The sequence below is a fragment of the Streptomyces sp. NPDC054883 genome (assembly GCF_053610645.1).
The window spans coordinates 25,848-51,811 of the sequence record NZ_JBSGYT010000056.1; the positions used below are offsets into that span (position 1 = coordinate 25,848).

The following is a 25,964-nucleotide window of genomic DNA, read 5'->3' on the forward strand; positions in this document are numbered from 1 at the left end:
TGCCTCACACCTTCTCCAGGGCGAGCCCGGCGCGGAACCAGCGGCTGGATTCCACGCAGAGGGCCAGCGCGCGCGATCCGGCGGTGAACTGTGGCAGGAGGAGGTCCAGTTGGTGGAAGGGCAGGGCGTTGCCGGTGTTGCCGGTCCGGGAGACGCAGGAGATCTCCCGCGCGGAGCCGGCCGGCAGCCGCTCCACGATCCGCGCGGTCATCCGCTCGGACAGCTGGGGCGGCAGCAGGAAGCCGATGTCGTCGAGGCTCCAGCCGAGGCCGCCGAGGAGCTCCCAGAGGATCTCGACGGTGATCGCCGGCACGTGTTCCTCGATCGCCTTGTAGTCCTCGGAGATCATCCGCCGGCCGGAACCGCGGTCGGTGGTCCCGTACCAGTCCAGTAGCTGGCCGGGTGGGCGCCCCTGGCCCGTCCAGGTGTTGAGCACCGCGCGCAGGGCGACGCGTTCGCCTTCGGGTTCGTCCGTGAGGACCGCGGCGCCCGCGCCGTCCCCGAACAGGACGTAGTTGACGAGTTCTTCGCGCGGCATCCGGGCGGCTTCGGGGGCGGCCGACAGGAACCGGTGGGTGACGTCCCCGCCGATGACCAGGCCGGCCCGGCGTCCGCCGCGCACGAGGGTACGGCCGAGGTCGATGGCCTGGATCGCGCCGGAGCAGCCCGCCTGGATCTGGAAGACCGGCAGGTGGCCCAGGCCCAGCCGGTCGGCGACCTCGCTGGCGGTGGTCGGCAGCAGGGTGTCGGGGGTGGCGGTCGCGAGGATCAGGAACTCGATGTCGGCGGGGCCCAGTCCACAGCCGTCCATGGCCTGTGCGCCGGCCTCGGCGCAGAGGTCGGCGAGGGTGCCGCGGACCTCCCCGGTGACCGGGTCCCAGCCGAAGTACCGGGTCCGGGTGCCGACGAACAGGTCGATCCACTCCTCGCTGACGCCCAGCAGGGCGGCCAGGGCCGCGTTGTCGACGGGGGCTCCGGGCAGCGCGGTGCCGGTCGCGGCCAGGTAGACGGTGCCGTGGTCCGCCGCCCGGCTCATGCCGACCTCGCCGTGATGACGTCGCCGAGGAAGGCGGCGAGCGAGCCGACCGAGCGCAGCGCGGGCAGCATCTGCTGTACGGAGACCTCGCCGACGCGGGGCAGCCGGGCCTCGACCCGGTTCTTGAGCTGCATGATCATCACCGAGTCGAAGCCGAGGTCCTCGTGGAAGCGGGCCTCGCGCACGACTCGCTCGGTGGGGTGGCCGCCCACCTCGCTGACGGCCGCCACGACGGCCAGCAGCACCGGGTCGTCGTCCTGGGCGGGTCCGGAGGGCGGCGGGCCGGTCGGCGCGGGCTGGGGCGCGGGGGCGGCGGGCGCCGGTCCGGCGTGCGGGGCCGGCCGGTCCCAGTACCGGTGGGCGGCGGAGAACACGTACGGGGTGAGGGCTTCGACCGCGCGGTGCTCGGGCGCGTACAGCTCCTCCCACCGCGGGTCGAGCCCGCACCGGTGCAGGGCGGCGACGGTCTCGGCGAGGTCGCGGCCGGTCGCCTGCCCGCCCGGGGCCGGGTGCAGCAACTCCGCTCCGGCGGCGCGCCCGCCCCGGGCGGCGATCTCCAGCAGTTGGCTGCGCGGGCCGATCTCGATCAGGTGGGTCGGGGCGATGTCCGATACGAGCGCCTTGAGCGCGGTGTCCATGAGCACGGGCTCCTCGATCTGGTCCGCCCAGTAGTCGGCGTCCATGGGTTCGTGGCGCAGCATCCGGCCGTGCCGGGTCGAGGCCAGCGGCAGCGCGGGCGGCGCGCAGCGCACCGGCAGCGTCCGCAGGTCGGCGGCGGCCGGGGCGAGCAGGGGCGAGTGGAAGGCGTGGGCGACGGGCAGCGGCTTGACCTTGACGCCGCGAAGGACGAGTTCCCTGCCGATCCTGGCCAGGGCGTCGAGCGGGCCGGACAGCACGGTGTCGGCGGGACCGTTCAGCGCGGCGGTCACCACGCCGGGTTCCCGCGCGAGGACGTCCGCCAGTTCGCCGGGGGCGGCGCCGACGGCGCTCATGCCGCCGCCCCGGGGCAGTTCGCTCATCAGGGCGCCCCGCCGGACCACCAGCCTGGCGGCTTCGTCGAGTTCGAGCGCGCCCGCGGTGACGGCCGCCGCGTACTCGCCCAGGCTGTGGCCGAGTACGGCGGCGGGGGTGATGCCGAGCGAGGTGAGGGTGCGGGCGAGGGCGTAGCCGACGGCGAACAGGGCCGGCTGGGCGAACTTCGAGCGGTGCACCCGTTCGTCGCCGCCGAGGATCAGCTCGCGCACCGAGGTGCCCAGGTGGCCCGCGAGGGCCTCGTCCGCTTCACCGAGGTGGCGGCGGTAGGCCGGGGACTCGCGGTGCAGCGCCGCCGTCATCCCGGGGTACTCCGTGCCCTGCCCGGTGAAGAGGAAGGCCACGACGGGCCGGCCCCAGGGGCGGGCGGCGCCGCCGGCCGCGTCGGGGCGCCCGGCCGCCTCGCGGAGCGCGTCCACGAGTTCGTCGCTGTCGCGCACGGTGGCGGCGAAGCGGTGCGGCAGCCCGGTCTTGATCCGGTTGCTGCTCCAGCACAGGGCCGCCGTGCCCCCGCGCGGGCGCCGGGCCACCGCCTCGGCGTGCGCGGCGAGGTTGCGGCGCAGGGCCTCGGGGGTGTCGGCGCTGACGGTGAAGACCCCGGCGGCGCCCCGGGCGGTACGGGCCGCGGCCGGACGCGGGGCGCGGGGCGCGGTGGCCAGGACGGCGTGGGCGTTCGTACCGCCCATGCCGAAGCTGCTGACTCCGGCCAGGCTCTCCCCGCGCGGCAGCCGCATCGGGGACTTGAGCAGCCGCAGGCCGCGTTCCCCGAGCCGCAGCCGGGGGTTCTCCCGGTCGGCGAACAGGCTGGCGGGCACGATGCGGTGGTGCAGGGCCAGCGCCGCCTTGATCAGCCCTGCGATGCCCGCGGCGCCCTCGGTGTGGCCGAGGTTGCCCTTGACGGAGCCGACCGCGCAGGGCGTCTCGCGCGGGACGCCGTGCACCGCGCCGAGCGCCGCGCACTCGATGGCGTCGCCGAGTACGGTCCCGGTGCCGTGCGCCTCGACGAACGCGACCCGGTCGGGGGTGGTGCCGGCCCGCCGGTACGCGGAGTTCAGCACCCGCTGCTGGGACCAGCGGTTGGGGGCGACGACCCCGTTGCTCCGGCCGTCCTGGTTGACGGCGCTGCCGCGCAGTACCGCGTAGACCCGCTGGCCGTCCGCGAGCGCGTCGTCGAGCCGGCGCAGCACGACCAGGCCGACGCCGTCCCCGCGCCCGATGCCGTCGGCGTCCGCGCTGAAGGGCTTGCAGCGCCCGTCGGAGGCGGCCAGGCCCAGCTGTTCGTAGACCAGGCCCAGCGAGGGCGACAGGACGATGTTGACCCCGCCGGCCAGGGCGGTGTCGCATTCCCCGGTGAGCAGTGCGGAGGCCGCGAGGTGGACGGCGACGAGCGAGGACGAGCAGGCGGTGTCGACGGCGAGGCTCGGCCCGGTGAAGTTGAAGTGGTACGAGATCCGGTTGGCCGCCATCCCGGCGCTGCTGCCCGCCCCCAGCAGCGGGGTCACGCGCGCGAGGTCGCTCATGGTGAGCCGGCCCCATTCGCCGCCCATCACCCCGACGAACACCCCGGTTTCGGTGCCGGAGAGTTCGCCGGGGGCGCGGCCGGAGTCCTCCAGCGCCCGCCAGGCGCAGGGCAGCAGCAGCCGGTGGTGCGGGTCCATGGCGGCGGCCTCGCGCGGGGCGATCGAGAAGAAGTCGCTGTCGAAGACATCGGCGTCGTCGATGAAGCCGCCGCTGCCGCAGACAGCGGGGAACTCCCGGGCCGCCCAGCGCTGCGCGGGGACCGGGCCGGTGCCGCTCCCGCCGCGCATCAGCAGGTCCCAGTACGCCTGCGCGCCCGCCGCCCCGGGGAACGCGCAGTCGATCCCGACGATGGCGATGTCCCCCATCAGCGCCGGTCCCGCGCGGGCGTCAGGGCGGCGGACGGGGCGTCGGCGCCCTCGACGGCGGCGGCGGCCGGGGCCGCTTCCGGGAGCACCTGCTCCAGGTGCCGGACCAGGGCGGTCACGGTCGGGTGGTCCCAGAGCAGGGTGGGTTCCACCTCCAGGCCGAACTCGTCCTCCAGGTCGCCGCAGAGGCTGAGCGCCGCCACCGAGTCCATGCCGTACTCGGCGAGCGGCACGCCCGGGTCGATGCTCTCGGGCGGGCGGCGCAGGTAGAGCGAGAGCCGGTCCAGCAGCCACTCGTGCGGCAGGACGCCGCCGGCCGCGGTGGTGGTCCGGGTGGTGGGAGCGGTCATCGTGGTCTCCTTCAGTGCGTACGGCCCGTGCGGCGTGCGCCGGGGTCAGCCGGGGATCGGGGTGGAGTAGAGGTCGTAGCTGATCTGGGTGCTGAACCTGAGCTGGACCTCGTGCCGGATCCGCGTCTCGCACTCCGGCGGCAGGTCCGCGACCCGGGTCCCCAGCCGCCGGGCGATGCGGTGCAGCGCGGCGGCGGCCCAGGACGGGTCGGCGAGGAACGGGTCGGGGCCGTAGCGGCCCTGGTCCCACAGCCCGAGTACGGCGGCCGCCGCCAGCAGCAGGGCGTACCGGTCCATCAGGGCGAACCTCGCGGGCTGCGCCGAGGACGCGGAGCCGGCCGCCTCCAGCCGCAGCACCCGCTCGCGTACGTCGCGCAGTTCCTCGACGAGCTGCCCCGCGAGGGTGCGCAGGGCCCGTTCGACGGGACCGCTGCCCTCGATCCCGGCGGCCGCCACCAGCATCGACGCGGTGAGGGAGTCCCGGCCGCAGGCCAGGCTCAGCCGGTCGGTGCGCAGCGGCGGCAGGTCGCCGCGCAGCCGGAACAGCCCGGCCGGCGCCTCGTCCTCGACGAACCACGAGCTGCGGGCCAGGCGCGGCATCTGCGGGATGACGGTGGCCTGGCAGGCGACGGTGCCGGCGTGACCGAGGCTGAGCACCGGCACGTCCCGTACGTGCTTCTGGAAGATGCCGAGGGTGCCCTCGCGGGTGTAGAAGCCGGAGCCGAGCACGATCGACAGGTCGTACATGGTCTCCGTGAGCACCCGGGGCAGCAGGTACTTGAGCGCCGCCGAGTAGACGCTGGTCTCGGCGGGCAGCAGGTGCAGGGCCCGGGTGGCGACGACGGCGAGGCTGTCGTACAGCAGCAGGTTGACGAAGGCGTTGGTCAGGGCCGCGCCGGTCCTGCCGTCGATCCCGCGGCCCTGCCAGCCGCCGGAGCTCTCCCGGTCGAAGCGGACGGCGGTGCGCAGGCTGGTGTCGAGCGCCGCGACGGCGGTCGCGGAGATCACCGTACGGCTGATCTGGAAGGACCGCAGGGCCGTCTCGATGCCGCTGCCCTCCGGGCCCAGCAGGGCCGACTCGGGCACCGGGCAGTCGTCGAACTCGACGCCGGCCCAGCGGCAGCCGCGCAGCCCCACGTTGGTGCGGCGGGCGGCGACGGCCGTACGGGTGTCGGTCAGCTGCTCGGGGTCCAGCAGCAGCACGGAGTGGCTGCGGCTGCCGGGTGCCGGGTCGGTACGGCAGAACAGCACCAGCGCCCCGGCCCGTTCCAGGTTGTTGACCATCGGCTTGCCCCCGCTGATCAGGTATCCGCGGGGGCCGCGGCGGGCGGTGACCTGGCTGCGGACGTAGTCGTTGCTGTGGGCGGTCTCGTGCTGGGCGATGGCCGCCTTGCCGCCGCCGCGCAGCAGCGCGGCGAGCCGGTGGCGCTGGCGGGAGCTCCCGGCGGCCCACACGTCGGAGGCCGCCATGAAGGTGGTCATGCCGTGCCCCATGGCCAGGCCCACGTCCCGGCGGAGCACCGGGCGCATGATCCGGACCAGGGCGTCCATGCCGTCGAGGCGTCCGCCGAGGGAGCGCGGCACGTACTCGTCGGCGATCCCGAAGCCGTCCAGCAGCGCCTCGCCGGCGGCGAAGGGCACGGCCGCCCGGTCCGCTTCCAGCAGCGCGGTGTAGCCGACGGGGTTGGCCGGGTCCGAGGGGTCGCCGAACAGCGTCTCCAGCCGGGCGACGCGCTCGCGCACCGCCTGCTCCCGCTGCTGGGCCGCACGGCCCTGCGCCACCGCCGGGTCGCCCAGCAGCGACGTCACCAACGCCGGCCTCCGTCGGCTCCTTCCGGCCGCAGCAGGTCCTCGCCGAACAGCACGTCGTCGGCGCGGGCGAGCGCCCGTACGTCCGGGGTGAGGACCTCGTACTCGCCGCGCACCAGGCCGTCGAGGAAGAGCTTGCGCATGAGGGTGCGCTGTACCTTGCCGCTGCTGGTGCGGCGAACGGCGCCGGGGCGGACCAGCAGCACGTTGCCGGCCGGGATCTCGAACTCCTTGCCGATCAGCGCCTGGATCTTCTGTGCGACGGTCCGCAGCTCGGCGGAGCCGGCGCCCCGCACCTCCTGGATGAGGACGAGGTGTTCGCGGCCGGCGTCGACGGAGAAGGCGGCGCCCACCCCGAAGGTCAGGGCGGGACTGACGGTGCGGGCCGCCCATTCGACGTCCTGCGGGTAGACGTTGCGCCCGTTGATGATGACGACCTCCTTGAGGCGTCCGGTGACGTACAGCTCGCCGTCGTCGAACATGCCGAGGTCGCCGGTGCGCAGGAAGCCGCTCTCCTCGTCGTTGAGGCTGGCGCGGAAGGTCCTGATGGTTTCCGTGGGCCGCTGCCAGTAGCCGCGGGCCACGCTGTAGCCGCGCAGCCAGATCTCGCCGACGGCGCCGGGCGGCAGCTCGTGGTGGGTCAGCGGGTCCACGATGCGCACCTCGATGTCGACCGGTCTGCCGCAGCCGATCAGCGTCTGCACGCGCTCCTGGTCGCCGGCGCCGGCGACCAGGTCGCGTTCCAGGGCGCTCTTGTCGAAGTCCTTGCGCACGTGCGGGGTTCCGGGGGTGCCGCCGGAGACGACGAGGGTCGCCTCGGCCAGTCCGTAGCAGGGGCGCAGCGCCTCGGGGCGGAACCCGGCCGGGGCGAACCGCTCGGCGAACTCGTCCAGGCTCTCGGGACGGACGGGCTCGGCGCCGTTGAGGGCCAGGCGCCAGCGGGACAGGTCCAGGGCAGCGATCTGCTCGTCCTTGACGCGGCGCACGCACAGGTCGTAGCAGAAGTTGGGGCCGCCGCCGACGGTGACGCCGTACTCGTCTATGGCCTGGAGCCAGCGCAGCGGGCGCTTGACGAAGGAGAGCGGGGTCACCTGGACGCTGTGCGTGCCCAGCCAGACGGGGTGCAGGAGGTGCGCGACGAGGCCCATGTCGTGGAAGTACGGCAGCCAGCTGCCGAAGCGGTCCTCGCGGGTGGTGTGGAGCAGCTTCTGCAGGGCGGCCTGGTTGGCGAGCAGGTTGCGGTGGGTGACGGTCACGCCGCGCGGTTCGGAGACGGAGCCGGAGGTGTACTGGAGGAAGGCGTAGTCGTCCTGGCGCACGGTGACGGGCCGCCAGGCGCTCGCGTCGCCGATCCCGGGGACGTCACTGACCACGCAGGCCGCGTCCGGGCGGGAGTTGCGTGCGAGCCAGAGGGCCACCTCGGGGGCGACGGCCGTCTCGGTGAGGACGACCTTCGCGCCGGTGTCCCGGAGGACCGCGGTGGTGCGGTTGAGCCGCTTGTCGCGGCCGGCCTCGCCGGGCAGCGGCACGGGGACGGCGACGGCGCCCGCGTAGAGGCAGCCGGCGAAGGCCTTGAGGAACTCGACGGTGGAGGAGTAGACCAGCAGCACGGGCTGCTCGCCCACCCCGTACTCCTGGAGGCAGGCGGCGATCCGTCTCGCCTCCCGGTCCAGCTCTCCGTAGGTGAGGTGTTCGGCCACCGTTCCGGCTGCGGTGTCGCGGAGGAAGATGTGCACATCCTCGTCGGCGAGTTCCGCCGCCCGCACGCGGAGCAATTCGGTGAAGGTGGCGAAGCGTGACTCTGACATCCGCGGCATCCCCTCGCGTCTGCGGGCCCCCGTGGAGTGGCGGACCTCGTCTTCGCGCCGATGGTCCCCGCAGGTCCTTAAGGGGCGCTTGCGCGCGCCGCACTCAGGGGGTGGCAGGGGTGCTCGGGGGCGGGGGGAGCGCAGGACGCTCGGGGCATGAACACCAACACCGACACCGGCGCCGAGGCCGGAGCCCCGCAGCCGTCGGCCCTCGTCTTCCCCGGGATGCAGCCGACCGCTTTCTCCGAAGTCGCGAAGTTCATGCTGGTCAACCCGTACGCGCGCGAGTTGTACGCGATCGCGGACGAGGTGCTCGGCTACCGGCTGGCCGACCGCTACCAGGAGACCGAGGGCGACTATTCCCTCTACGGGCAGATCTCGTTCGTGGTGAACTGCCTGGCCCTGGCGCGCTGGGCCGCGGACCGGCTGGACGTCACCCCTGCCTTCGTCACCGGTCCCAGTTTCGGCGCGCGGGCCGCCGCCGTGCACTGCGGGGTCCTCGAATTCCCCGACGCGGTACGGATGACGGCGCGGCTGGCGAGCGTGATGGACGGGTACTTCCGGCGCGAGCACCCCGCCCTGGTGACCCAGTCGATCGCGCGGGTACCGCAGGACAAGGTGGAGCTGCTGCGGCGGGAGCTCGACGAGCGGGGCGAGTGGAGCGACGTGTCCTGCGTCGTCGACCACGACTTCACGATGCTGACGGTCCACGAGTCCGTACTGGACTGGCTCCAGCGGCGGATCCGGTCGCTGGGCGGGATGTCGATGTACACGATGAAGCCGCCCATGCACTCGCACCTCTTCGGCGGGCTGCGGGACCAGGTGGCCGCGGAGGTCTTCGACGGGCTGACCTGGTCCGAGCCCCGGCTGCCGGTGGTCGCCGACCAGGACGGCCGGGTGGTGACCACCGGCGCGGGCGTGCGCGGGATGCTGCTGGACGGTTTCGTGCGGACGGTGCGCTGGCCCGATGTGGTGGACACGCTGTCCCGCGCGGGAGTCCGGCGGCTGTACGTGTCCGGGCAGGACGGGCTGTTCACCCGGGTCGCCTGCACCACGCGCGCCTTCGAGGTGGTGCCGATGACGCCGCGCTCCGCGATGCGGCCGGCGCCGCGCCGGATGCCGGCGCCGGCGGCCGCCTGACGCAGGACGCCCGAAGGGGCCGGTGCCTTCCGGCACCGGCCCCTTCGGCGTTCCGGCACACCGGGGCCGCTACTTGCCGTCCACGGTGAAGGCGTAGAAGGTGCCGGAGGTCAGGCTGCCGGTGGTGCCGGCGCCCTGGCTGAACCGGGCGTAGCCGTTGCCCCAGTAGACGGTGCCGTCGACGACGGCGGGGCCCGCGTTGGAGGAGTACGGGGCGTCGAACTCCCACAGGTACTTTCCGGTCGCCGCGTCCAGGGCGTACATCGCACCGCTGGTGGAGCCGCCGAAGACGACGCCGTTCGCGGCGGTCAGGGCGCCCCAGGCGTAGCCGTCGGTCTTGTCCTCGACCTGCCAGAGGATCCTGCCGGTCTGCGGGTCGAGGGCGGCGAAGGAGCTGCGGCTGGTCGAGGCGCCGCCGGCCAGGGTGTACGGAATGCGGAAGAAGTTGGCCTCGGCGAGGTAGATCCGCCGGTCGTCGTTGGCCGTGCCCCACTCGATGCCGCCGATGTGGCCGCCGGGGCCGGCCGCCGCGCTCCAGACCACGTCGCCGGTGGTGGCGTCGAGGAGCCAGTACTCGCCGCTCTTCTCACCCGCGCCGATCACCTTGCGGGAGCGGCCGTCGGCCGCCTTGATGGTGAACAGGTGGGCGCCGTCGCCGAAGTCGTAGTCGTTGCCCGGGTTGGGGGGGCAGTTGTTGGGCGGGAAGCCTGGGATGCAGCCGGTGTTCCAGGCGTCGAAGCGGCCGGAGCCGGTGTGCCACTTGATCCGGCCCGTGGTCATGTCCAGGGCGAGCACCGAGTCGACGTAGTCGTCGGGCGCCAGGCACTGGCCGGGGGTGCCGCCGGCGGTCTGGCAGTCGCTGGCCTCCTTCGGCACCGTGTAGTTGTTGCCGGTGGTGAAGTACACCGTGCTGGTCGACGGGTCGAGGGCCGGGGTGCCCCAGACCGCCACGCCGCTGTAGCCGCCGGTCCTGCCGCCGTTGTCGGGCACCGTGTACTGGCGCCACAGCAGGTTGCCGGTGGCGGCGTCGAGGGCGTTGACGCTGCCGCGGAAGGTGCAGCAGGGGTAGGCGGGGTCGAGGGCGCCCTCGGACTCGCGGGAGGAGACGCCCTGGTAGATCACGCCGTCGTGGACGACGGGCGACTGGGTCAGGACCGCCTTGTACTGCGCGTCGATCTGCTTGCTCCACACCAGGTTGCCGGTGGCCGCGTCGACCGACATCAGGACGGCCTTGTCCCAGTCGGCGAGGTAGACCCTGCCGCCGACCACGGTGGGACTGGAGCGGGAGACCGAGTTCGGGTTGCCGGTGTAGTCGGACACCTTGCGCGACCAGACGGCACGGCCGGTCCTGGCGTCGACCTTGTGCAGGTAGCCGCCCCAGTCGGGGAAGTAGACCGCGCCGCCGGTCACCGCGGGGGTGGCGGACACGTCGCCGTGGGTGGTGAACGTCCATTTGGCCTTGAGCCGGCCGACGTTCCACTTGTTGACGGTGTCTTCCTGCGGGTTCGACCGGCTGTTGCGGATGTCGTGGCCGCCGGTGGGCCAGTTCGCCGCGAGGTAGGCCGCGTTGGTGGGCTGCGTGGTGACGAGGGTGGCGGTCAGTGCCGCTATGGCGAGCAGGACGAACCTGCGGACCGCGCCCTGCCGTGACCAGGGTCTTCTGCGCATGGTGACTTCTTCTTCCGGGTGGTGACGGGTTCGGTGGTGGCCGGTCGGGTTCAGCCGACCGGTACGGGCTTGCCGTGCAGTGCGGCGGCCCGTGCGGTGAGCTCCAGCCGGTCTGTCTTCTTGTTGGTGTTGAGCGGGAACTCGGTGAGCCGGTGGTAGTGGCGCGGGATCAGCTGGGCGGGCAGCAGCCCGGCCAGGTCGCGCAGGAACTCCTGCGGCGAGCGCTCCTCGCCCAGGTAGAAGGTGACGAGTTCGGTGCTGTTGGCGACGGGTACGCCGACCACCACGGCGCCGGTCACCGGTGTGCCGGCGCGCAGCGCGTGCTCCACCTCGGCCAGTTCGACGCGGTAGCCCTGCACCTGCACCTGCGAGTCGGTGCGGCCCAGGTAGACGAGTTCGCCGCCGGCCAGTCGGCGCACGCGGTCGCCGGTGCGGTACCAGCGGGCCCCGTCCCGCTGGAGGTACTTGCCGCGGCCGTCCTCCGGGTCGAGGTACCCGGCGGACAACTGTGGCCCGGAGAGCCACAGTTCGCCCTCCTCACCGGCGGGCTCGCCGTGCTCGTCGAGCAGGAGTTCCGCGTGGCCGTCGTGGAGCAGGCCGAGTGGGACCACGCCGTTGACGCCGAGCCGGGTGGACTCCTCGGGGTCCCAGCGGTGGCGGTGGGTGGTGATGGTCATCTCGGTGGGCCCGTAGACGTTGATCACCGCCGAGTGGGGCGCCGCCTGCTGCCAGGCGTCGGTGTCCTGGAACTGGAGCGCCTCGCCGCCGAAGAACGTCCAGCGCAGCGAGGGCATGCTGCCCGGCACCAGCCGGCCGGTGCGGCGGGACAGCGAGATCACGCTGGGGGCGGAGAACCACACGGTGATGCCGTGCTCGGCGACGAAGCCGGGCAGGTCGCGGTAGGCGTGCGGGGACACGGAGACCAGCGGCGCGCCGGCCGCCCAGGCGCACCACAGATCGGAGACGGCCGAGTCCCAGTTCAGGTTGGCGGCCTGGGAGAAGACGTCGGCGGCGGTGAAGTCGTACCGGTCGTCCATCAGCGCGAAGTAGTGCGCCATGTTGCCGTGGGTCAGCCGGACGCCCTTGGGGCGGCCCGTCGACCCCGAGGTGAACAGTACGTAGGCCACGTCCCCGGGAGCGGCGGACCTCGGCGCGTCGAGGGCCGTGTCCGGTCCGGCGGTCACCGGCCGCAGCCCCAGGGCCGACAGGTCCCCCGCCCGGGCGGCCTCCAGGTGCGGTGCGAGGACCGGGAGTCCGGCGAGCCCGGCGAGTTCGGCCGGCAGGGCGCCGCGCGCCGCACCGAGCAGGGCCGCGCCCTCCTCGTCGACGATCAGCGCGGAGACCTCCGCCGCCGCGAGCATCGAGGCGGTCTTCCCGGCCGGGAAGCCGGCGAGCAGGGGCACCGCGGGCAGCCCGGCGTACAGGCTCGCCAGGACGGCCACGTACGAGGTCACGCTGCGCCCGGCGACGATGCCGACGGCCTTCGGCGGGCCGCCGGGCGCGGCGAGCAGGGCGCCCGCCCAGGCCAGGGCCAGCCGGTGGGCCGTCGTGTAGTCGACGGTCTCCTTCCCGACCCGTACCGCGACTCCCTGCGGCGATGTCTCCAGACCGCGCAGGAAACGGGCGTGCAGCGCGGTCCGCGCCAATGGTTCCATTTACCGCTCCTCCTTGCCGGAATTACCGGCAAGCTCTCGTCGGACAAAACCGGGAGGGCGCCCGTGCCATTGTCCGCGCATTTCCACGGCGCATTGACAGGCACCGGTGGGCGCCGCATTATTTCCCGTATGCCAGAACTCGCGAATCACACCTGGGACGGCGCTTTCGAGGCCGTCGTACGTCCGTTCCTGCCCTACCTCTCACCGGGCGAAAAGCTGACCGGTGATGCCCAACTCCGTGAATTGGGCCTGGATTCCATGGGCACGGTCGAGCTGCTCGCCGCCCTGGAAAGCGCTTATGACGTCCGCTTCCTGGACGACGCCCTGAAACTGGAGAATTTCGCCAGTCCGGATGTGCTGTGGCGCACCCTGATGACCGAGACAGAATCCGCCGCGTGACAGATTTCGTTTCCCGCCAGGCCCGGCCCGGAGCACATCCGAGCCGGGCCTTTCCCTTTGTGCGGGATTTGTGCCGGACGGAACGGGTTCAGGGGACCAGCCGCATGAAACTCTCCTCGATCCGGTCGAGGAGTAATCCGATGTGCGGCAGGGCCAGCGGATCGGGCGCGTCGAGGGCGAGCTGCTGCTCTTCGACGGTTTCGCCGTACAGCATGCTGGTGGCGCACTTGAACCGCAGCGCCTCCCCCTCGTCGCCGAGCAGGTGTCCGGCGAGCACCACGATGCCGAGGTCCAGCATCCGGCGGGCCAGCGTCGGCGAGTCGGTCACGTCGTACTTGCCCAGTTCCGCGCGGACCGGTTCGAAGTCGGGGTAGACGTAGAACGCCCCGGTGGGCGGCCGGCAGCGGGCGCCGGCCGCGACCGTGATGCGGTGCACCTCGCGGGCGACGGCCCCGTGCAGCCGGGCGCTGGAACGCAGCCGCTCCCGGATGTCCTCGGGCTCGTCGAAGGCGTACTCGGCCACCGACTGCATCGGTCCGGCCAGCGTCGACCACACCTCGCTCGCCACCGACACCACACCGGAGCGGATCCACTCCCCCCAGGGCCCCTGCGGGAAGCGGGCAGCGCCGATGCGCCAGCCGCCCAGGGCCAGGCTCTTGCTCAGCCCGGTGACGACGACCGTACTGCCGGGGGCCACTTCGGCGGGGCTGAGGAACTCGGTGGCGCGGTCGTGCACGACGTCCCGGTAGATCTCGTCCGAGACGATCAGCAGGCCCTCCTCCTCGGCGATCGCGCACAGTTCGCGGATCAGCGCGGGCGGCGCCAGGGTGCCGGTCGGGTTGTCCGGCAGGGTCAGGACCAGGACGCGCGGGTCGCGGCCCAGCACCCGCGCCGCGGTGATGCTCTCGCGCAGGGCGGCCGGATCGGGCACCCCGCCGCATTCCTCGGGAATGGCGACGGCGATCGGGTGTTTGCCGGCCAGCCGGGCCTGGGGGGCGTACGTGTTCCAGGCCGGCCGGGGCAGCAGCACGTCGCCGGGGACCACCAGATTGAGGGCCATCAGCAGCGGCTTGCTGCCCGGGGCGACCACGATCTGGTCGGCCTCGGTGGGGATGCGCCGCCGGCCGAAGTAGCCGGCGACGGCCGCCCGGACCTCCGGCGAACCGGCCACCGGACCGTAGGCGTTGCGGGTGGCGCCCGCCGCGAGGCGTGCCATCAGCGGCGGGAACGGCGGCAGCCGCGACTCGCCGAACCCCAGGTGCACCAGCGACTCCCCCGCCGCCCGGCGCTGCGCCACGAGCTGGTTCAGCGCCAGGTTCGGCGACATCCTCATGTCGTTCATGCGGGGCTCCCCACCGGGGCGACGGTCCGCGTCCCGAAGAGTTCGGGCTCGGCCGTCCACGCCGGGCCGGCGATCGCGCGCGCGATGTCGGCCGGGACGGAGCGGTCCAGCCGCAGCTCGTCCAGCCAGGCGGCGTCCGGGTCGTAGTGCGCGAGGAACGGCCGGCCGACCAGGGCGGGTTCGCGGGCCTGGACCATGTGCAGCTGGAAGAAGCGGCCCTCGGCGGTCTCGACGACCCCGTCCACGGCCACCTTGCCGGGCGTCGCCGACATCACCGGGCCGCGGACCGTACGGGCCAGGCCGGGCAGGGTCCGGTAGGCGCCGCGGAAGATCTCGGCGGCCCGGGCGAGCGGGACGCGGAAGTAGTCGTACGGGCCGGTGTCCCGCTCGACGAACATGTAGTAGGGGACGGCTCCGAGGGCGAGCTCCGCCCGCCACATCTCGCTCCAGACGTCCGCGTCGTCGTTGACCCGGGCGATCAGCGGAGCCTGGCAGTAGACGAGGGCGCCGGTGGACTTGATCCGGGCGACGGCCTGCCGGGCGAGGTCGGTGGCCAGCTCGCGGGGGTGGCTGAAATGCGCCATGACGGCGAGGTTCCGCCCGGAGGCGACGACCTGCTCGAACAGGCGCAGCACGTCGTCGGCGTCCGGGTCGGTGACGAAGCGCTGCGGCCAGTAGGCGACGGACTTGGTGCCGATCCGCACGGTGCGCACGGTGTCGACCGCCAGCAGCGGCTCCAGGTGCGTGCGGAGCCGCTCGGTGGACATCACCATGGGGTCGCCGCCGGTCACCAGTACGTCGCCGGCGTCGGGGTGGTCCCCCAGGTAGGAGATCAGCCCGCTCGGGTCGGGCGCGGCGAACCGCAGGTCCGCGTCGCCGACGAACTGGGCCCAGCGGAAGCAGTAGGTGCAGTACGAGTGGCAGGTCTGGCCCTGGCTCGGGAAGTAGAGCACCGTCTCGCGGTACTTGTGCTGGAGGCCGGGAATCTCGGCGCCGTCCCGGGTGGGGACGTTCAGCTCCTTCTGTCCGGAGGGATGCGGGTTGAGGCGGCCGCGGATCTGCTGGACGAGCGTCCGCAGGGCGGGCTTGGCGGCGGGGTCCGCGGAGAGGGCCGCGAGGTCGCGCTCGTTCTGCTCGGTGAGCATGCCCTTCTGCGGGAAGACCAGTTGGAACATGGGGTCGTCCGGGATCCGGTCCCAGTCGATGAGCTGCGAAAGGACGTACTCGTTGACCCGGAAGGGCAGCACCATCGACACGAGCCGGACGGTCTCCCGGATGTCGGCGGGCAGGCCGTGACGGTCCGCGATCTCGTCGAGCTGCCGCGGCCCGTACGCGCGGAACCGCGCCGTCCCGACAGAATCGGTTGCCAGCAGGGACATGCGGATATTCCTCCAGCCTGGTGCCTGGCAGTTCCGAGCGTGTGCTCGAACGCGGTTCGATGCTAGGAAGCCGATTCGGCCACGGGACCCCCAACCGGACCCCTAATAGCGGCCTCCGGACCGCCGGGGCGGGGCAGGGGCCGGGCGGCACGAAAAGAACCGCCCAGGACCACGGGGGCGGGGTCCTGGGCGGTTGTCGGGCGGGTGGGGGGTCGAGGGCCCGGCTATGCCGCGCCGGCGCCCGGCTGGTGGGCGTCGGCGGTCGCGGCGGCGAGTTCGGCGGCGCGCGCGTTGTCGTTCTGGACGGCGCGCAGCCCGATCACCGCGAACACCGCCGCGCCGGCCATCACGATCGCCCCGGCGACGGACGCGGCGTGCACCTCGCTGGTGAACGCGGCACGGGCCGCGTCGACGAGGTGGGCGGAGGCGTCTCCCGAGAGCTTGCCGGCGGCCGCGAGGGCGCCGCCGATGGTTTCGCGGGCGGGGTCCAGCGCGTCGGCGGGCACCCCGGCGGGGGCGTCCAGCGCGGGGCTGTTGCGGTAGACGGCGGCGCCGATGCTGCCCAGGACGGCGACACCGAGGGCGCCGCCGAGTTCCTGGCCGGTCTGGAGCAGCGCGGAGGCCGTGCCGGCGCGCTCCGGCGGCACCTGGCCGACGACGAGCTCGGTGACCAGGGTGAGGACGGGGGTGAGGCCGACGGCGAGCGCGATGATGCCGATCAGGATGAGGACCAGGCCGTCCTCGGCCGGGACCTGGGTGAGCATGAGCAGGGCGACGGTGGCGATGGCGAAGCCGGTGCCGATGATGTGGGCGGGCTTGACGGTGCGCACGAGGACGGTGGCGACGGGGACGACGGCGCCGACCGCGAGCGTGCCGGGGATGGTCCACAGCGCGGACTTCAGGGCGCTCATGCCGAGGACCGACTGCATGTACTGGGTGCTGAACAGCGAGTACCCGACCAGGGTGAAACAGGCCAGCATGTTGACGGTCACCGACGCGCCGAAGGCACGGTTGCGGAACAGTTCGACGTCGACCATCGGGTCGGTGCTGGTGCGCTGGCGGCGCAGGAAGACCGGCGCGAGGGCCAGACCGACGACGATGGCGGCGATGTAGGGGACGGAGAACCCGTCCACGGCGATCCGCTTGAAGCCGTAGATGACCGGAAGTACGACGGCCAGCGAGAGCGCGGCGCTGATGAGGTCGAACTTGCCGGCCGCGGCGTCGCGGAACTCGGGCAGCAGGAACGGCGCCGACACCAGCAGGAGCAGCATCACGGGGACGTTGATGAGGAAGACGGAGCCCCACCAGAAGCCGTTGAGGAGGGCGCCGCTGACCACGGGGCCCAGAGCCGCGCCGGCGGCCATGCCGGTGGACCACACGGCGACGGCGGTGCGCCGCTGGGTCTGGTCGCGGAACAGATTGCGGATCAGCGCGAGGGTCGAGGGCATCAGGGTCGCGCCGCCGATGCCCTGGAGGGCCCGGGCGGAGATCACCATCTCGGGGTTGGAGGCGTAGGCGGCCAGCAGCGAGCCGGCCGCGAACACGACGGCGCCGATGAGCAGGAGACGGCGGCGGCCGATCCGGTCGCCGAGTGCGCCCATGGTGAGCAGGACGCCCGACAGGACGAAGCCGTAGATGTCGATCATCCACAGCTGTTCGCTGCCGGAGGGGCGCAGGTCCTCGCTGATGGAGGGGATGGCGAAGTAGAGAACCGTCAGGTCCATGGAAACGAGCAGCACGGGCAGGAGCAGGACGCCGAGGGCGATCCATTCCTTGCGGCCTGCTTTGGCCTCCGGTCCGGCGTGGTCGTTCTCGCTCAGGGAGCTGGTCATGGGGACTGTCCAATGCTTTTGTGACGGGGGCGTGTACCAGTGAACGGACCGGAGGGCCGGGCGCGCCCGGGTGAGGGCGGGAACAGGGGTGAAAACAGGGGTGGGGCGGACGGCGGAACAGGGGTCGTCGCGGTGGGTTTTCAGCCGTTCGCGGTGGCGAGTTCCGCCAGCGCCCTGCGGTCGGTCTTGCCGTTGGGGGTGAGGGGAAGGCCGGGGAGCAGCGCGACCTTGCGCGGCACCATGTACTCGGGCAGCGTCTGCTTGCAGAACGCGCTGATCACCACGGGGTCGGCGGTGAAGCCGCGGGCGGGGACGACGTACGCGTACAGCTCCGGGTCTTCGCCGGGGCGCGGCCGGACGACCGCCGCGGCCGCTTCGACGCCGGGGAACTCCAGGAGCCTGCGTTCGATCTCGCCGAGTTCCACGCGGTTGCCGCGGATCTTCACCTGGAGGTCGGACCGGCCCACGAAGTACAGCTCACCACTCTCGCCGCGGTATGCCAAGTCGTTCGACTTGTAGACCACTTGACCGGAGCGGGGGTTGAGCGGGTCGGGGACCAGGGCGGCCCGGGTGGCCTGGGGGTCGTCCCAGTAGCCGGTGAAGAGGGAGGGTCCGCGCAGGTGGATCTCCCCGACCGCGCCCGGCTCCTCGACGGGCCGGCCCTCCTCGTCGAGCAGCAGCATCTCGGCGCCCGGGTAGGCGAAGCCGATGGAGAGCCTGTCGGCTCCCTCGGGCAGCGGGTTCGGCACGTCGGTGAGGGAGAAGGCCATCGCCTCGGTGGGGCCGAAGCAGTTCACCACCCGGGCGTCGGGCAACAGGGCCTGCAGCTGGCGCAGTTCGGGCAGCGGGAACGCCTCGCCGGAGAACAGGACACCGCGCACCTGGCCCGCCAGCGCGGCCAGCCCCCCGGCCTCGTGGCGCAGCACGGGCCGCCAGATGGAGGGGACGCCGTCGACCTGGGTGGCGCCGGTGTCGGTGAGGAAGCGCAGCAGCCGGCGGGGCCAGTGCATCAGCTCGCGCGGTACGGGGATCAGCTGCGCGCCGGATCCCAGCGCGAGGCCGATGTCGAGCAGGGCGAAGTCGAACTGCAGTGGTGAAGTGCTGGCCAGCCGGTCCCGGTCCGTGACGATGCCGTGCCGGAGCATCCCGCGGTAGAAGGACAGGACCCCTCGGTGGCTCATGACGACGCCCTTGGGGCGCCCCGTGGTGCCCGAGGTGAAGATCATGTAGGCGGCGTCGGTGGTGACCGGCTCCCGCCGGTGGCGCACGCGCGGCGCGGGCGGACGCTCGACCACCACGCCGTCGGGGCCGAAGCGGGCGGTGCCGATGGTGTCGGGCACCCCCTCCCGGCGGCCGGACGTGGTCTGCAGGTGCAGCGCCGGCTCGGCGGTGGCGGTGATCGCCAGCAGCCTGGCGGTGGGCACTTCCGGGCTCACCGGGATGAAGGTGAGCCCGAGCATCGAGCAGGCCAGCAGCATCGCCACCGCCGAGGCGGAGTTGTCGGACTCCAGGACGACGCGGTCCGCGATGTCCAGGCCGAGGGCGTCCAGGGTCAGGGCGTAGTCGTGGGCCCGGCGCTCCAGTTGCCGGTAGGTCAGCACCCGGGAGGTGCCGTCGTCGCCGGCCTCCCAGACGGCCGGGCTGTCCGGCGCGGTCCTGGCCGCGGCCAGCATGAACTCGTGGATCCGCTCGGCCGGTCCGTGGACCTCGGCCGGGCGCACCGTGCTCAGGGTCACCGTCGTGTCACCTCTGCTCGTCATCGGTTGGGTTCCGCCCGCGTGGAGTTCGGGGCGTCTGCACGGTCATGCGGCGTCTGCACGGTCATCGGGAGATCCGCTCCTTGAGCTCCGTCAGCCACCGGTCGATGACGGGTGCCGTCGTGTCGACGTGCTGCTCGACGATCGTGAAGTGGGTGCCGGGGACGGTCGCCACCGTGTCGGCGCCCTCCCAGTCGGCCTGCCAGGCGGCTTCGGGCGCGTCCTGTGCGATGGCCGAGTCCTCGGCCTGGGCGAACAGGTCGCCGGCCCGGACGAACAGCACCGGCGCCTCGATCCGGTCCTGCCGGAACTGCGGCAGCAGTTCCACGTACCGGCCCATCGCGGACAGCTCGGCACTGCTGAACGAGCCGAGCGTGGCCGCCTTGTCGGGGACCGCGAACGCCATCTGGTCGAAGAGCGCGTCGTTGGTCGCGCCCATGTAGTACGTGTCCAGCAGGACGAGTCCGGCCGGCCGCACCCCGTGGGTCCGCTCCAGCCGGGCCACCGTGGCATGGGCCAGCAGGCCGCCCGAGGAGAAGCCGAGCAGCGCGAACGGTTCACCGTCCGCGGCCCGCAGCACGGCCTCGGCCAGTACGTCGACCGCCGCGTCGAAGGACTCCGGCAGCGACTCGCCGCGCCCGAACCCGGGGGTGGGGAGACCGGACACCGGCATCGAGAGACGGGCCGCGAGCCGGGCGTGCTGGTGCACACCGCCGGCCACGGTCGGCGTGCTCAGGCAGATCAGCCGGGGCGGCTGCGGGCCCTCGGCGGGCCGGAGGTGGCGGGCGCCGTACGACACCGCCGCGGGCAGTTCCGCGAGGTCCGCGGCCGAGCCGAAGGAGGGCCGCAGTGCGGCCACCGACCGCAGCATGGCCAGGCCGGGCTGGAGGTTGCCCGACGTGATCGCGTCGAGGAACAGCCCGTACAGGGTGTCGTCGAGCGGGCTGTCGGACGGGGCGGCCGAAGCGGCGGCCCGTCCCGGTTCGCCCTGCGCGGCCGCCAGCCGGGCGGCGAGCAGCCGGGCCAGTTCGAGCGGGTTCCTGCTGTCGAAGACGACCATCGCCGGCAGTGCCAGGCCGGAGGCGGCGTTCAGCCGGTTGCGCAGCTCCACCGCGGTGAGCGAGTCGAACCCGGCTTCCAGGAAGCCGGCTTCGGCGTCCACCGCGCTCGGATCGGCGTGTCCGAGCACCTCGGCGGCGTGGGTGAGCACGGCGTCGAGCACCGTCCGCTCGCGGTCGGCCTCGCCGAGACCGCGCAGCCGCTCGCGCAGCGCTCCGGCGTCGGTGGCCGCGGCGGCCGCCCCGGCCCGGCGGCGGGCGGTGGGTGCGAGCCCCCGCAGCAGCGCCGGCACCTCGTCGGTACGGGCCCGCAGGGCGCCCGTGTCGACCCGCAGCGGGACGAGCGCCGGGGCGTCGGCCGCGACCGCCGCGTCGAAGAGCCACAGGCCCTCCTCCTCGGAGAGCGCGGGGGTTCCGGTACGGCGCATGCGCTGGAGGTCGGCCTCGCCGAGCCACTGGCTCAGCCCCGTCTCGGTGTCCCACAGGCCGAAGGCCATCGAGGTGGCGGCCAGGCCGGCGGAGCGGCGGTGCTGGGCGAGGGCGTCGAGGAAGACGTTGGCCGCCGCGTAGTTGCCCTGCCCGGCGGCCATGACGAGGCCGCCGGCGGAGGAGAACAGCGCGAAGGCGGTCAGGTCGTGCCCGGCCGTCAGCTCGTGCAGGTACCAGGCGGCGTCCGCCTTGGCCCGCAGGACGTGGTCCACCTGCTCGGGGGTGAGCGCACCGATCAGCCCGTTGTGCGCCACGCCCGCCGCGTGCACGACGCCGCGCAGGGGGTGCGCCGGGTCGATCGAGCCGAGCAGCGCGGCGACCGCCGCGCGGTCTGAGACGTCGCAGGCGGCGATCTCCACCTCGGCCCCCAGCGCGGCGAGTTCGTCGCGCAGGCCCGCCGCGTTGGGGGCGCCGGGACCCCGCCGGCTGGTGAGGACCAGATGGCGGACACCGTGCTCGCTGACGAGGTGCCGGGCGACGAGGGCGCCGAGCCCTCCGGTACCGCCGGTGATCAGGACCGTGCCGTCGGCGTCCCAGGGGCTCTCTGCGGTCACCGCGGCGGACCGGGCGAGCCGCGGGGCGAGCACCGTGTCCCGGCGGACGGCCAGTTCCGGCTCGTCGGTGGCGAGGGCCGCGGCCAGCGCCTTCGGGGACACCTCGGTCCCCTCCACGTCCAGCAGGACGAACCTGCCGGGGTTCTCCGCCTGCGCGGCGCGGACCAGGCCCCAGACCGGGGCCTGCCGTACGTCGACGGGGTCGCCGTCCGAGACGGCCGCCGCGGCCCGGGTGACGAGGACCAGCCTGGAGTGCTCGAACGCCGGCTCCACGAGCCACCGCTGGACGGCGGCGAGGGCGGTGTGCACTGCGGTACGCATCCCGGCGGTGACGTCGTCGGCCCCCGCGCCGGATCCCGGGCCACCCGGGAGCACCGGCAGCAGCACGGTGTCCGGTACGTCCGCGCCCTGCGTGCCGAGCGCGTCCAGCCCCGGGGCCACCGGAACCCCGGCGACCTCCAGGCCCGGGCCCGCGATCGTCCACGGCCCGCGCGGCCCGGACCCGCCCCGCACCGGCTGCCATTCGACGGCCAGCAGCGCGTCCCGGAACCCGCCGGCGCCCAGCTGCCCGGCGGCCACCGGCCGCAGCAGCAGGGCGGCGACGGAGGCCACGGGCCCGCCCGCCGGGTCGGTGAGGTCGAGGCGTACGGCGTTGCGCTGCCCCTCGACGGGGGCGAGCCGGACCCGTACGGCGGTCGCGGACGCGGCGTGCAGGGTGACGCCCGCCCAGGAGAACGGGAGCAGGGCCTGCCCGCCGTCCTCGTCGGCGCCGAGACCACCGAAGCCGAGCGCGTGCATCGACGCGTCGAGCAGCGCCGGGTGGAGTCCGAACCGCCCGGCGTCGGCGTGCGCCTGTTCGGGCAGCTCGATCTCGGCGTAGAGGGCATCGCCGAGCCGCCAGGCGGCCGTCAGGCCCCGGAAGACCGGCCCGTAGCCGAAGCCGCGTTCCGCGAGCCGGTCGTACAGCTGCTCGGTGTCCAGCTCCTCGGCGCCGACGGGCGGCCACACGGCGGGGCCGTCACCGGCCGGCCCGGCGCCGGCCGGGGCGAGGAAGCCGTCGGCGTGCCGGGTCCACGGCTCGTCGGGCCGGTCCTCCGGGTGCGAGTAGATCTGAACGGGCCGCCTGGCCCGGTCGTCGGGTTCCCCGACGACGACCTGCACGGCGACGCCCCCGCGTTCGGGGAGGACGAGCGGTGCCTGGAGGGTGAGTTCCTCCAGCTGCGCGCACCCGACGTGGTCGCCGGCCTGGAGCGCGAGCTCCACGAAGCCGGTACCGGGGAGGAGGACGCTGCCGTGGACGGCGTGGTCGGCCACCCAGGGCTGCGCGTCCGGTGAGATGCGGGCGGTGAAGGTCACCGCTTCGGAATCCGGGGCGGCCAGGACGGCGGCCAGCAGCGGGTGGTGCAGGGCCACCTGGCCGACCGCGACGGCACCGGTGGCGGGCTTGGCGGCGTCGACCCAGTAGCGGCTGCGCTGGAAGGCGTACGTGGGCAGCTCGACGCGGCGGGCGCCGCGGCCGGCGTAGTAGGCCGCCCAGTCGACGGGCACGCCGTCCACGTGGAGCTGTGCGAGGGCCGTGACCAGCGACTCGGGTTCACCGCGGTCCTTGCGCAGGGCCGCCGCCGAGAGGGCACGGTCCGTGCTGAGGCTCTGCTGGGCGAGGCCGGTGAGGACCCCGCCGGGGCCGATCTCCAGGAACCGGGTGGCGCCCTGCTGCTCCAGGGTCCGTACGGCGTCGGCGAACCTGACCGCCTCCCGGACCTGGCCGACCCAGTACTCCGGGGACTGCCAGGCCTCGGACAGCTCACCGGTGACGGTGGAGACCACCGGTATCCGCGGAGCGGAGTACGTCAACCGGGCCGCTACCGCGCCGAACTCGTCCAGCATCGGGTCCATCAACGCCGAGTGGAAGGCGTGCGAAACCGCGAGCCGGCTGGTCTTGCGGCCGGCAGCCGTGAAGTGCTCCCCCACCGCCAGCACGGCGGCCTCCACACCCGATACGACGACCGAGTCCGGGCCGTTGACCGCCGCGACGGACACGCCGTCGGTGAGGTACGCCAGCACCTCGTCCTCCGTCGCCTGCACCGCGAGCATCGCGCCCCCGGCAGGCAGCGCCTGCATCAACTGTCCTCGTGCGACGACCAGTTCGGCCGCATCCGCGAGCGACAGCACACCGGCGACGTGCGCGGCGGCCAGCTCACCGATCGAATGCCCGGCAACGACGTCGGGCGTCACACCCCACGCCTCCACCAGCCGGAACAAGGCCACCTCAAGCGCGAACAGTGCGGGCTGGGTGATCGCGGTGGCGTTCAGCGCCTCCGCATCCTCACCCCACACCACCTCACGCAACGACCGCCCCAGCTGCCGGTCGACCTCGACACACACCGCGTCGAACGCCGCCGCGAACACCGGGAACGCCTCGTACAGCCCACGCCCCATCCCGAGGCGCTGCGCACCCTGCCCCGTGAACAGGAACGCCGTCTTGCCGCTCCGGCGTGCCTGGTCCCGTACGACCGCGGGTGCGTTGCGGCCCTGGGCCAGCGCGGTCAGGCCGCGCAGCAGCTCCGCGCGTTCGGTGCCCACGACCACGGCCCGGTGGGCGAACGTGGTCCGCGACGTGGTCAGGGAGAGCCCGATGTCCGCCGCGTCGGTGTCCGGCCCGGCGGAGACCCGCTCCAGCAGACGCTCCGCCTGAGCGGCCAGCGCCTGCGGGGACTTCGCCGACAGCACCCACGGCGTGGCGGGCAGTTCGGACCGGTCAGCGGACTCGTCCGGTGCCGCAGGGGCTTCCTCGACGATCACGTGGGCGTTGGTGCCACTGATGCCGAACGAGGAGACGGCTGCCCGGCGGGGCCGGTCCGCGGCCTCCCACGGGCGCGCCTCGGTCAGCAGCTCCACCCGGCCCGCCTCCCAGTCCACCTGGTCCGAGGGCGCGTCCACGTGCAGGGTCTTGGGCAGGAGGCCGTGGCGCATCGCCATGACCATCTTGATGATTCCGGCGACGCCGGCCGACGCCTGCGTGTGCCCCATGTTGGACTTGATGGAGCCCAGCCACAGCGGCCGGTCCGCGGGCCGGTCCTGGCCGTAGGTGGCCAGCAGTGCCTGCGCCTCGATGGGGTCGCCGAGGGTGGTTCCGGTGCCGTGCGCCTCGACCGCGTCGACCTCCGCCGGGGCGAGTCCGGCGTTCGCCAGCGCCTGGCGGATGACCCGCTGCTGCGAGGGGCCGTTCGGGGCGGTCAGGCCGTTGCTGGCACCGTCCTGGTTGAGCGCGGAGCCGCGGACGACGGCGACGACCGGGTGGCCGTTGCGGCGCGCGTCGGACAGCCGCTCCAGCAGCAGCACGCCCGCGCCCTCACCCCAGGCGACCCCGTCGGCCGAGGCTGCGAAGGACTTGGACCGGCCGTCGGGGGCGAGCCCGCGCTGCCGGCTGAACTCGACGAACATGCCGGGGGTGCCCATGACGGCCACACCGCCGGCGAGCGCGAGGTCGCACTCCCCGGACCGCAGGGCCTGGGCGGCCAGGTGCAGGGCGACCAGCGACGACGAGCAGGCGGTGTCGACGGTGACCGACGGTCCTTCGAGGCCGAGGGTGTACGACGTGCGGCCGGAGACGAGGCTGCCGCCGCTGCTGGCCGCGGCCTCCACCCCGAGCGCGTAGTCGTGGTACATGACGCCGGCGAACATGCCCGTCGCCCCGCCCTTGAGGGTGGTGGGGTCGATGCCGGCCCGCTCGATGGCCTCCCAGGACACTTCCAGCAGCAGCCGCTGCTGCGGGTCCATCATCAGCGCCTCGTTGGGGCTGATGTCGAAGAAGACCGGGTCGAACTCGGCGGCGTCGTAGAGGAATCCGCCTTCCCGGGCGTACGTACGGCCGGGCGCGCCGGGCTCCGGGTCGTAGACCTCCGGATCCCAGCCCCGGTCGGCGGGGAACCCGCCGATCGCGTCGACCCCCTCCGCCACCAGCTTCCACAGCTCCTCGGGGGTGGTCACACCGCCCGGGTAGCGGCACCCCATGCCGACGATGACGATCGGATCGTCCGCGTCCGCTCCGCCGGCGGAGGAGAGGGCGCGGGCGGGCGCGGGGGCGGTGCGGGCGGAGCCGGCGACCTCGGTACCGATGTGGTCGGCGACGGCCCGGGCGGTCGGGTAGTCGAAGATCAGCGTGGCGGGCAGCCGCAGCCCGGTCGCGGAGCCGAGCCGGTTGCGCAGCTCGACCGCGGCCAGGGAGTCGAAGCCCAGCTCGCTGAACGCCCGCTCCGGCTCGATCGCGTCGGCCGAGGCGTGTCCGAGTACGCCGGCGACCTGGGTCCGTACGAGGTCGAGCAGGGCGGCGCTGCGGTCGGCGGCCTCCAGGCCGGCGAGGCGGGCGGCCAGGCCGTCGGCGCCGTCCGAGGACCGGGCGGCCCGGCGTACCGGGACGCGCACGATGCCCCGCAGCAGGGCGGGCAGCTCATCGGCCCGGCCGCGCAGGACGTTCGCGTCGATGCGCAGGGGCACCACGGCGGGGAGTCCCGAGTTCAGGGAGAGAGTGAAGAGGGCGAGTCCCTCGTCCTGGGTGAGGGCGGGCAGCCCCTGGGCAGCCATGCGCTGTTCGGCGAGGTCGAGCATGGTGGTCATGCCGGTGTTGACGCCCCAGAGGCCGAAGGCCATCGATGTCGCCGGCAGACCCTCCGCACGCCGGTGAGCAGCCAGCACGTCCAGGAACACGTTCGCCGCCGCGTAATTGCCCTGACCGGCCGCCAGCACCAGACCACCGGCCGAGGAGAACAT

The 25,964-nt window shown here is 73.6% G+C and carries 14 protein-coding genes; 2 read left to right on the forward strand and 12 right to left on the reverse strand.

Annotation, left to right across the window (positions count from 1 at the left end):
- Positions 1-4: 4 nt before the first annotated feature.
- Genes ACWGH1_RS30370 through ACWGH1_RS30390 form a run of 5 tightly spaced genes read right to left on the reverse strand, consistent with a single transcriptional unit; the run spans position 5 to position 7,921 of the window.
- Positions 5-1,036, reverse strand: a complete 1,032-nt coding sequence (locus ACWGH1_RS30370) for a 3-oxoacyl-ACP synthase III family protein (RefSeq protein WP_453352045.1) — start codon at positions 1,034-1,036, stop codon at positions 5-7.
- A complete protein-coding gene (locus ACWGH1_RS30375) occupies positions 1,033-3,954 on the reverse strand; it encodes a type I polyketide synthase (protein ID WP_453352044.1) in 2,922 nt (973 codons plus the stop codon). Before ACWGH1_RS30375 ends, ACWGH1_RS30370 begins: the two co-directional genes overlap by 4 nt.
- Complete coding sequence (locus tag ACWGH1_RS30380) at positions 3,954-4,304, reverse strand: acyl carrier protein (protein WP_453352043.1); 351 nt, start codon at positions 4,302-4,304, stop codon at positions 3,954-3,956. Before ACWGH1_RS30380 ends, ACWGH1_RS30375 begins: the two co-directional genes overlap by 1 nt.
- A gap of 45 nt (positions 4,305-4,349) precedes the next feature.
- Complete coding sequence (locus ACWGH1_RS30385; RefSeq protein ID WP_453352042.1) at positions 4,350-6,113, reverse strand: acyl-CoA dehydrogenase; 1,764 nt, start codon at positions 6,111-6,113, stop codon at positions 4,350-4,352.
- Positions 6,110-7,921 (reverse strand): fatty acyl-AMP ligase, encoded by a 1,812-nt coding sequence (locus tag ACWGH1_RS30390; protein ID WP_453409188.1) that lies wholly within the window; start codon positions 7,919-7,921, stop codon positions 6,110-6,112. Before ACWGH1_RS30390 ends, ACWGH1_RS30385 begins: the two co-directional genes overlap by 4 nt.
- Positions 7,922-8,077: 156 nt before the next feature.
- Between ACWGH1_RS30390 and ACWGH1_RS30395 the strand changes: the two genes are divergently transcribed.
- A complete protein-coding gene (locus ACWGH1_RS30395) occupies positions 8,078-9,061 on the forward strand; it encodes an ACP S-malonyltransferase (protein WP_453409189.1) in 984 nt (327 codons plus the stop codon).
- Positions 9,062-9,130: 69 nt separating this feature from the next.
- Here the strand turns inward: ACWGH1_RS30395 and ACWGH1_RS30400 are convergent, their stop codons facing one another.
- Both ACWGH1_RS30400 and ACWGH1_RS30405 read right to left on the reverse strand, forming a co-directional pair.
- On the reverse strand, positions 9,131-10,729 hold the full coding sequence (locus ACWGH1_RS30400) for an outer membrane protein assembly factor BamB family protein (protein WP_453357030.1): 1,599 nt from the start codon (positions 10,727-10,729) through the stop codon (positions 9,131-9,133).
- A gap of 50 nt (positions 10,730-10,779) precedes the next feature.
- Entirely contained in the window at positions 10,780-12,384 is a 1,605-nt protein-coding gene (locus ACWGH1_RS30405; protein WP_453409190.1) for an AMP-binding protein, read from the reverse strand.
- Between ACWGH1_RS30405 and ACWGH1_RS30410 the strand changes: the two genes are divergently transcribed.
- A complete protein-coding gene (locus ACWGH1_RS30410) occupies positions 12,355-12,783 on the forward strand; it encodes a phosphopantetheine-binding protein (RefSeq protein WP_453409191.1) in 429 nt (142 codons plus the stop codon). The genes ACWGH1_RS30405 and ACWGH1_RS30410 overlap by 30 nt on opposite strands.
- An 88-nt stretch (positions 12,784-12,871) precedes the next feature.
- Here the strand turns inward: ACWGH1_RS30410 and ACWGH1_RS30415 are convergent, their stop codons facing one another.
- The 5 genes from ACWGH1_RS30415 to ACWGH1_RS30435 all read right to left on the reverse strand — a co-directional run bounded on the left by ACWGH1_RS30415 (position 12,872) and on the right by ACWGH1_RS30435 (position 25,940).
- On the reverse strand, positions 12,872-14,125 hold the full coding sequence (locus tag ACWGH1_RS30415) for a pyridoxal phosphate-dependent aminotransferase (protein ID WP_453356809.1): 1,254 nt from the start codon (positions 14,123-14,125) through the stop codon (positions 12,872-12,874).
- On the reverse strand, positions 14,122-15,504 hold the full coding sequence (locus tag ACWGH1_RS30420; protein WP_453356810.1) for a KamA family radical SAM protein: 1,383 nt from the start codon (positions 15,502-15,504) through the stop codon (positions 14,122-14,124). Before ACWGH1_RS30420 ends, ACWGH1_RS30415 begins: the two co-directional genes overlap by 4 nt.
- 224 nt (positions 15,505-15,728) lie before the next feature.
- Entirely contained in the window at positions 15,729-17,336 is a 1,608-nt protein-coding gene (locus ACWGH1_RS30425) for an MFS transporter (RefSeq protein ID WP_453409192.1), read from the reverse strand.
- Between the two features lie 140 nt (positions 17,337-17,476).
- Complete coding sequence (locus ACWGH1_RS30430) at positions 17,477-19,096, reverse strand: AMP-binding protein (protein ID WP_453355040.1); 1,620 nt, start codon at positions 19,094-19,096, stop codon at positions 17,477-17,479.
- 61 nt (positions 19,097-19,157) lie between these two features.
- Entirely contained in the window at positions 19,158-25,940 is a 6,783-nt protein-coding gene (locus ACWGH1_RS30435) for an SDR family NAD(P)-dependent oxidoreductase (protein ID WP_453409193.1), read from the reverse strand.
- Positions 25,941-25,964: the final 24 nt, after the last annotated feature.

Bases quoted from the DNA above. Each gene is read 5' to 3' on its own strand.
- ACWGH1_RS30415 (WP_453356809.1), bottom strand. From the start codon at position 14,125: ATGAACGACATGAGGATGTCGCCGAACCTGGCGCTGAACCAGCTCGTG.
- ACWGH1_RS30390 (WP_453409188.1), bottom strand. From the start codon at position 7,921: ATGTCAGAGTCACGCTTCGCCACCTTCACCGAATTGCTCCGCGTGCGG.
- ACWGH1_RS30400 (WP_453357030.1), bottom strand. From the start codon at position 10,729: ATGCGCAGAAGACCCTGGTCACGGCAGGGCGCGGTCCGCAGGTTCGTC.
- ACWGH1_RS30430 (WP_453355040.1), bottom strand. From the start codon at position 19,096: ATGACGAGCAGAGGTGACACGACGGTGACCCTGAGCACGGTGCGCCCG.
- ACWGH1_RS30380 (WP_453352043.1), bottom strand. From the start codon at position 4,304: ATGACCGCTCCCACCACCCGGACCACCACCGCGGCCGGCGGCGTCCTG.
- ACWGH1_RS30395 (WP_453409189.1), top strand. From the start codon at position 8,078: ATGAACACCAACACCGACACCGGCGCCGAGGCCGGAGCCCCGCAGCCG.
- ACWGH1_RS30425 (WP_453409192.1), bottom strand. From the start codon at position 17,336: ATGACCAGCTCCCTGAGCGAGAACGACCACGCCGGACCGGAGGCCAAA.
- ACWGH1_RS30420 (WP_453356810.1), bottom strand. From the start codon at position 15,504: ATGTCCCTGCTGGCAACCGATTCTGTCGGGACGGCGCGGTTCCGCGCG.
- ACWGH1_RS30375 (WP_453352044.1), bottom strand. From the start codon at position 3,954: ATGGGGGACATCGCCATCGTCGGGATCGACTGCGCGTTCCCCGGGGCG.
- ACWGH1_RS30405 (WP_453409190.1), bottom strand. From the start codon at position 12,384: ATGGAACCATTGGCGCGGACCGCGCTGCACGCCCGTTTCCTGCGCGGT.
- ACWGH1_RS30370 (WP_453352045.1), bottom strand. From the start codon at position 1,036: ATGAGCCGGGCGGCGGACCACGGCACCGTCTACCTGGCCGCGACCGGC.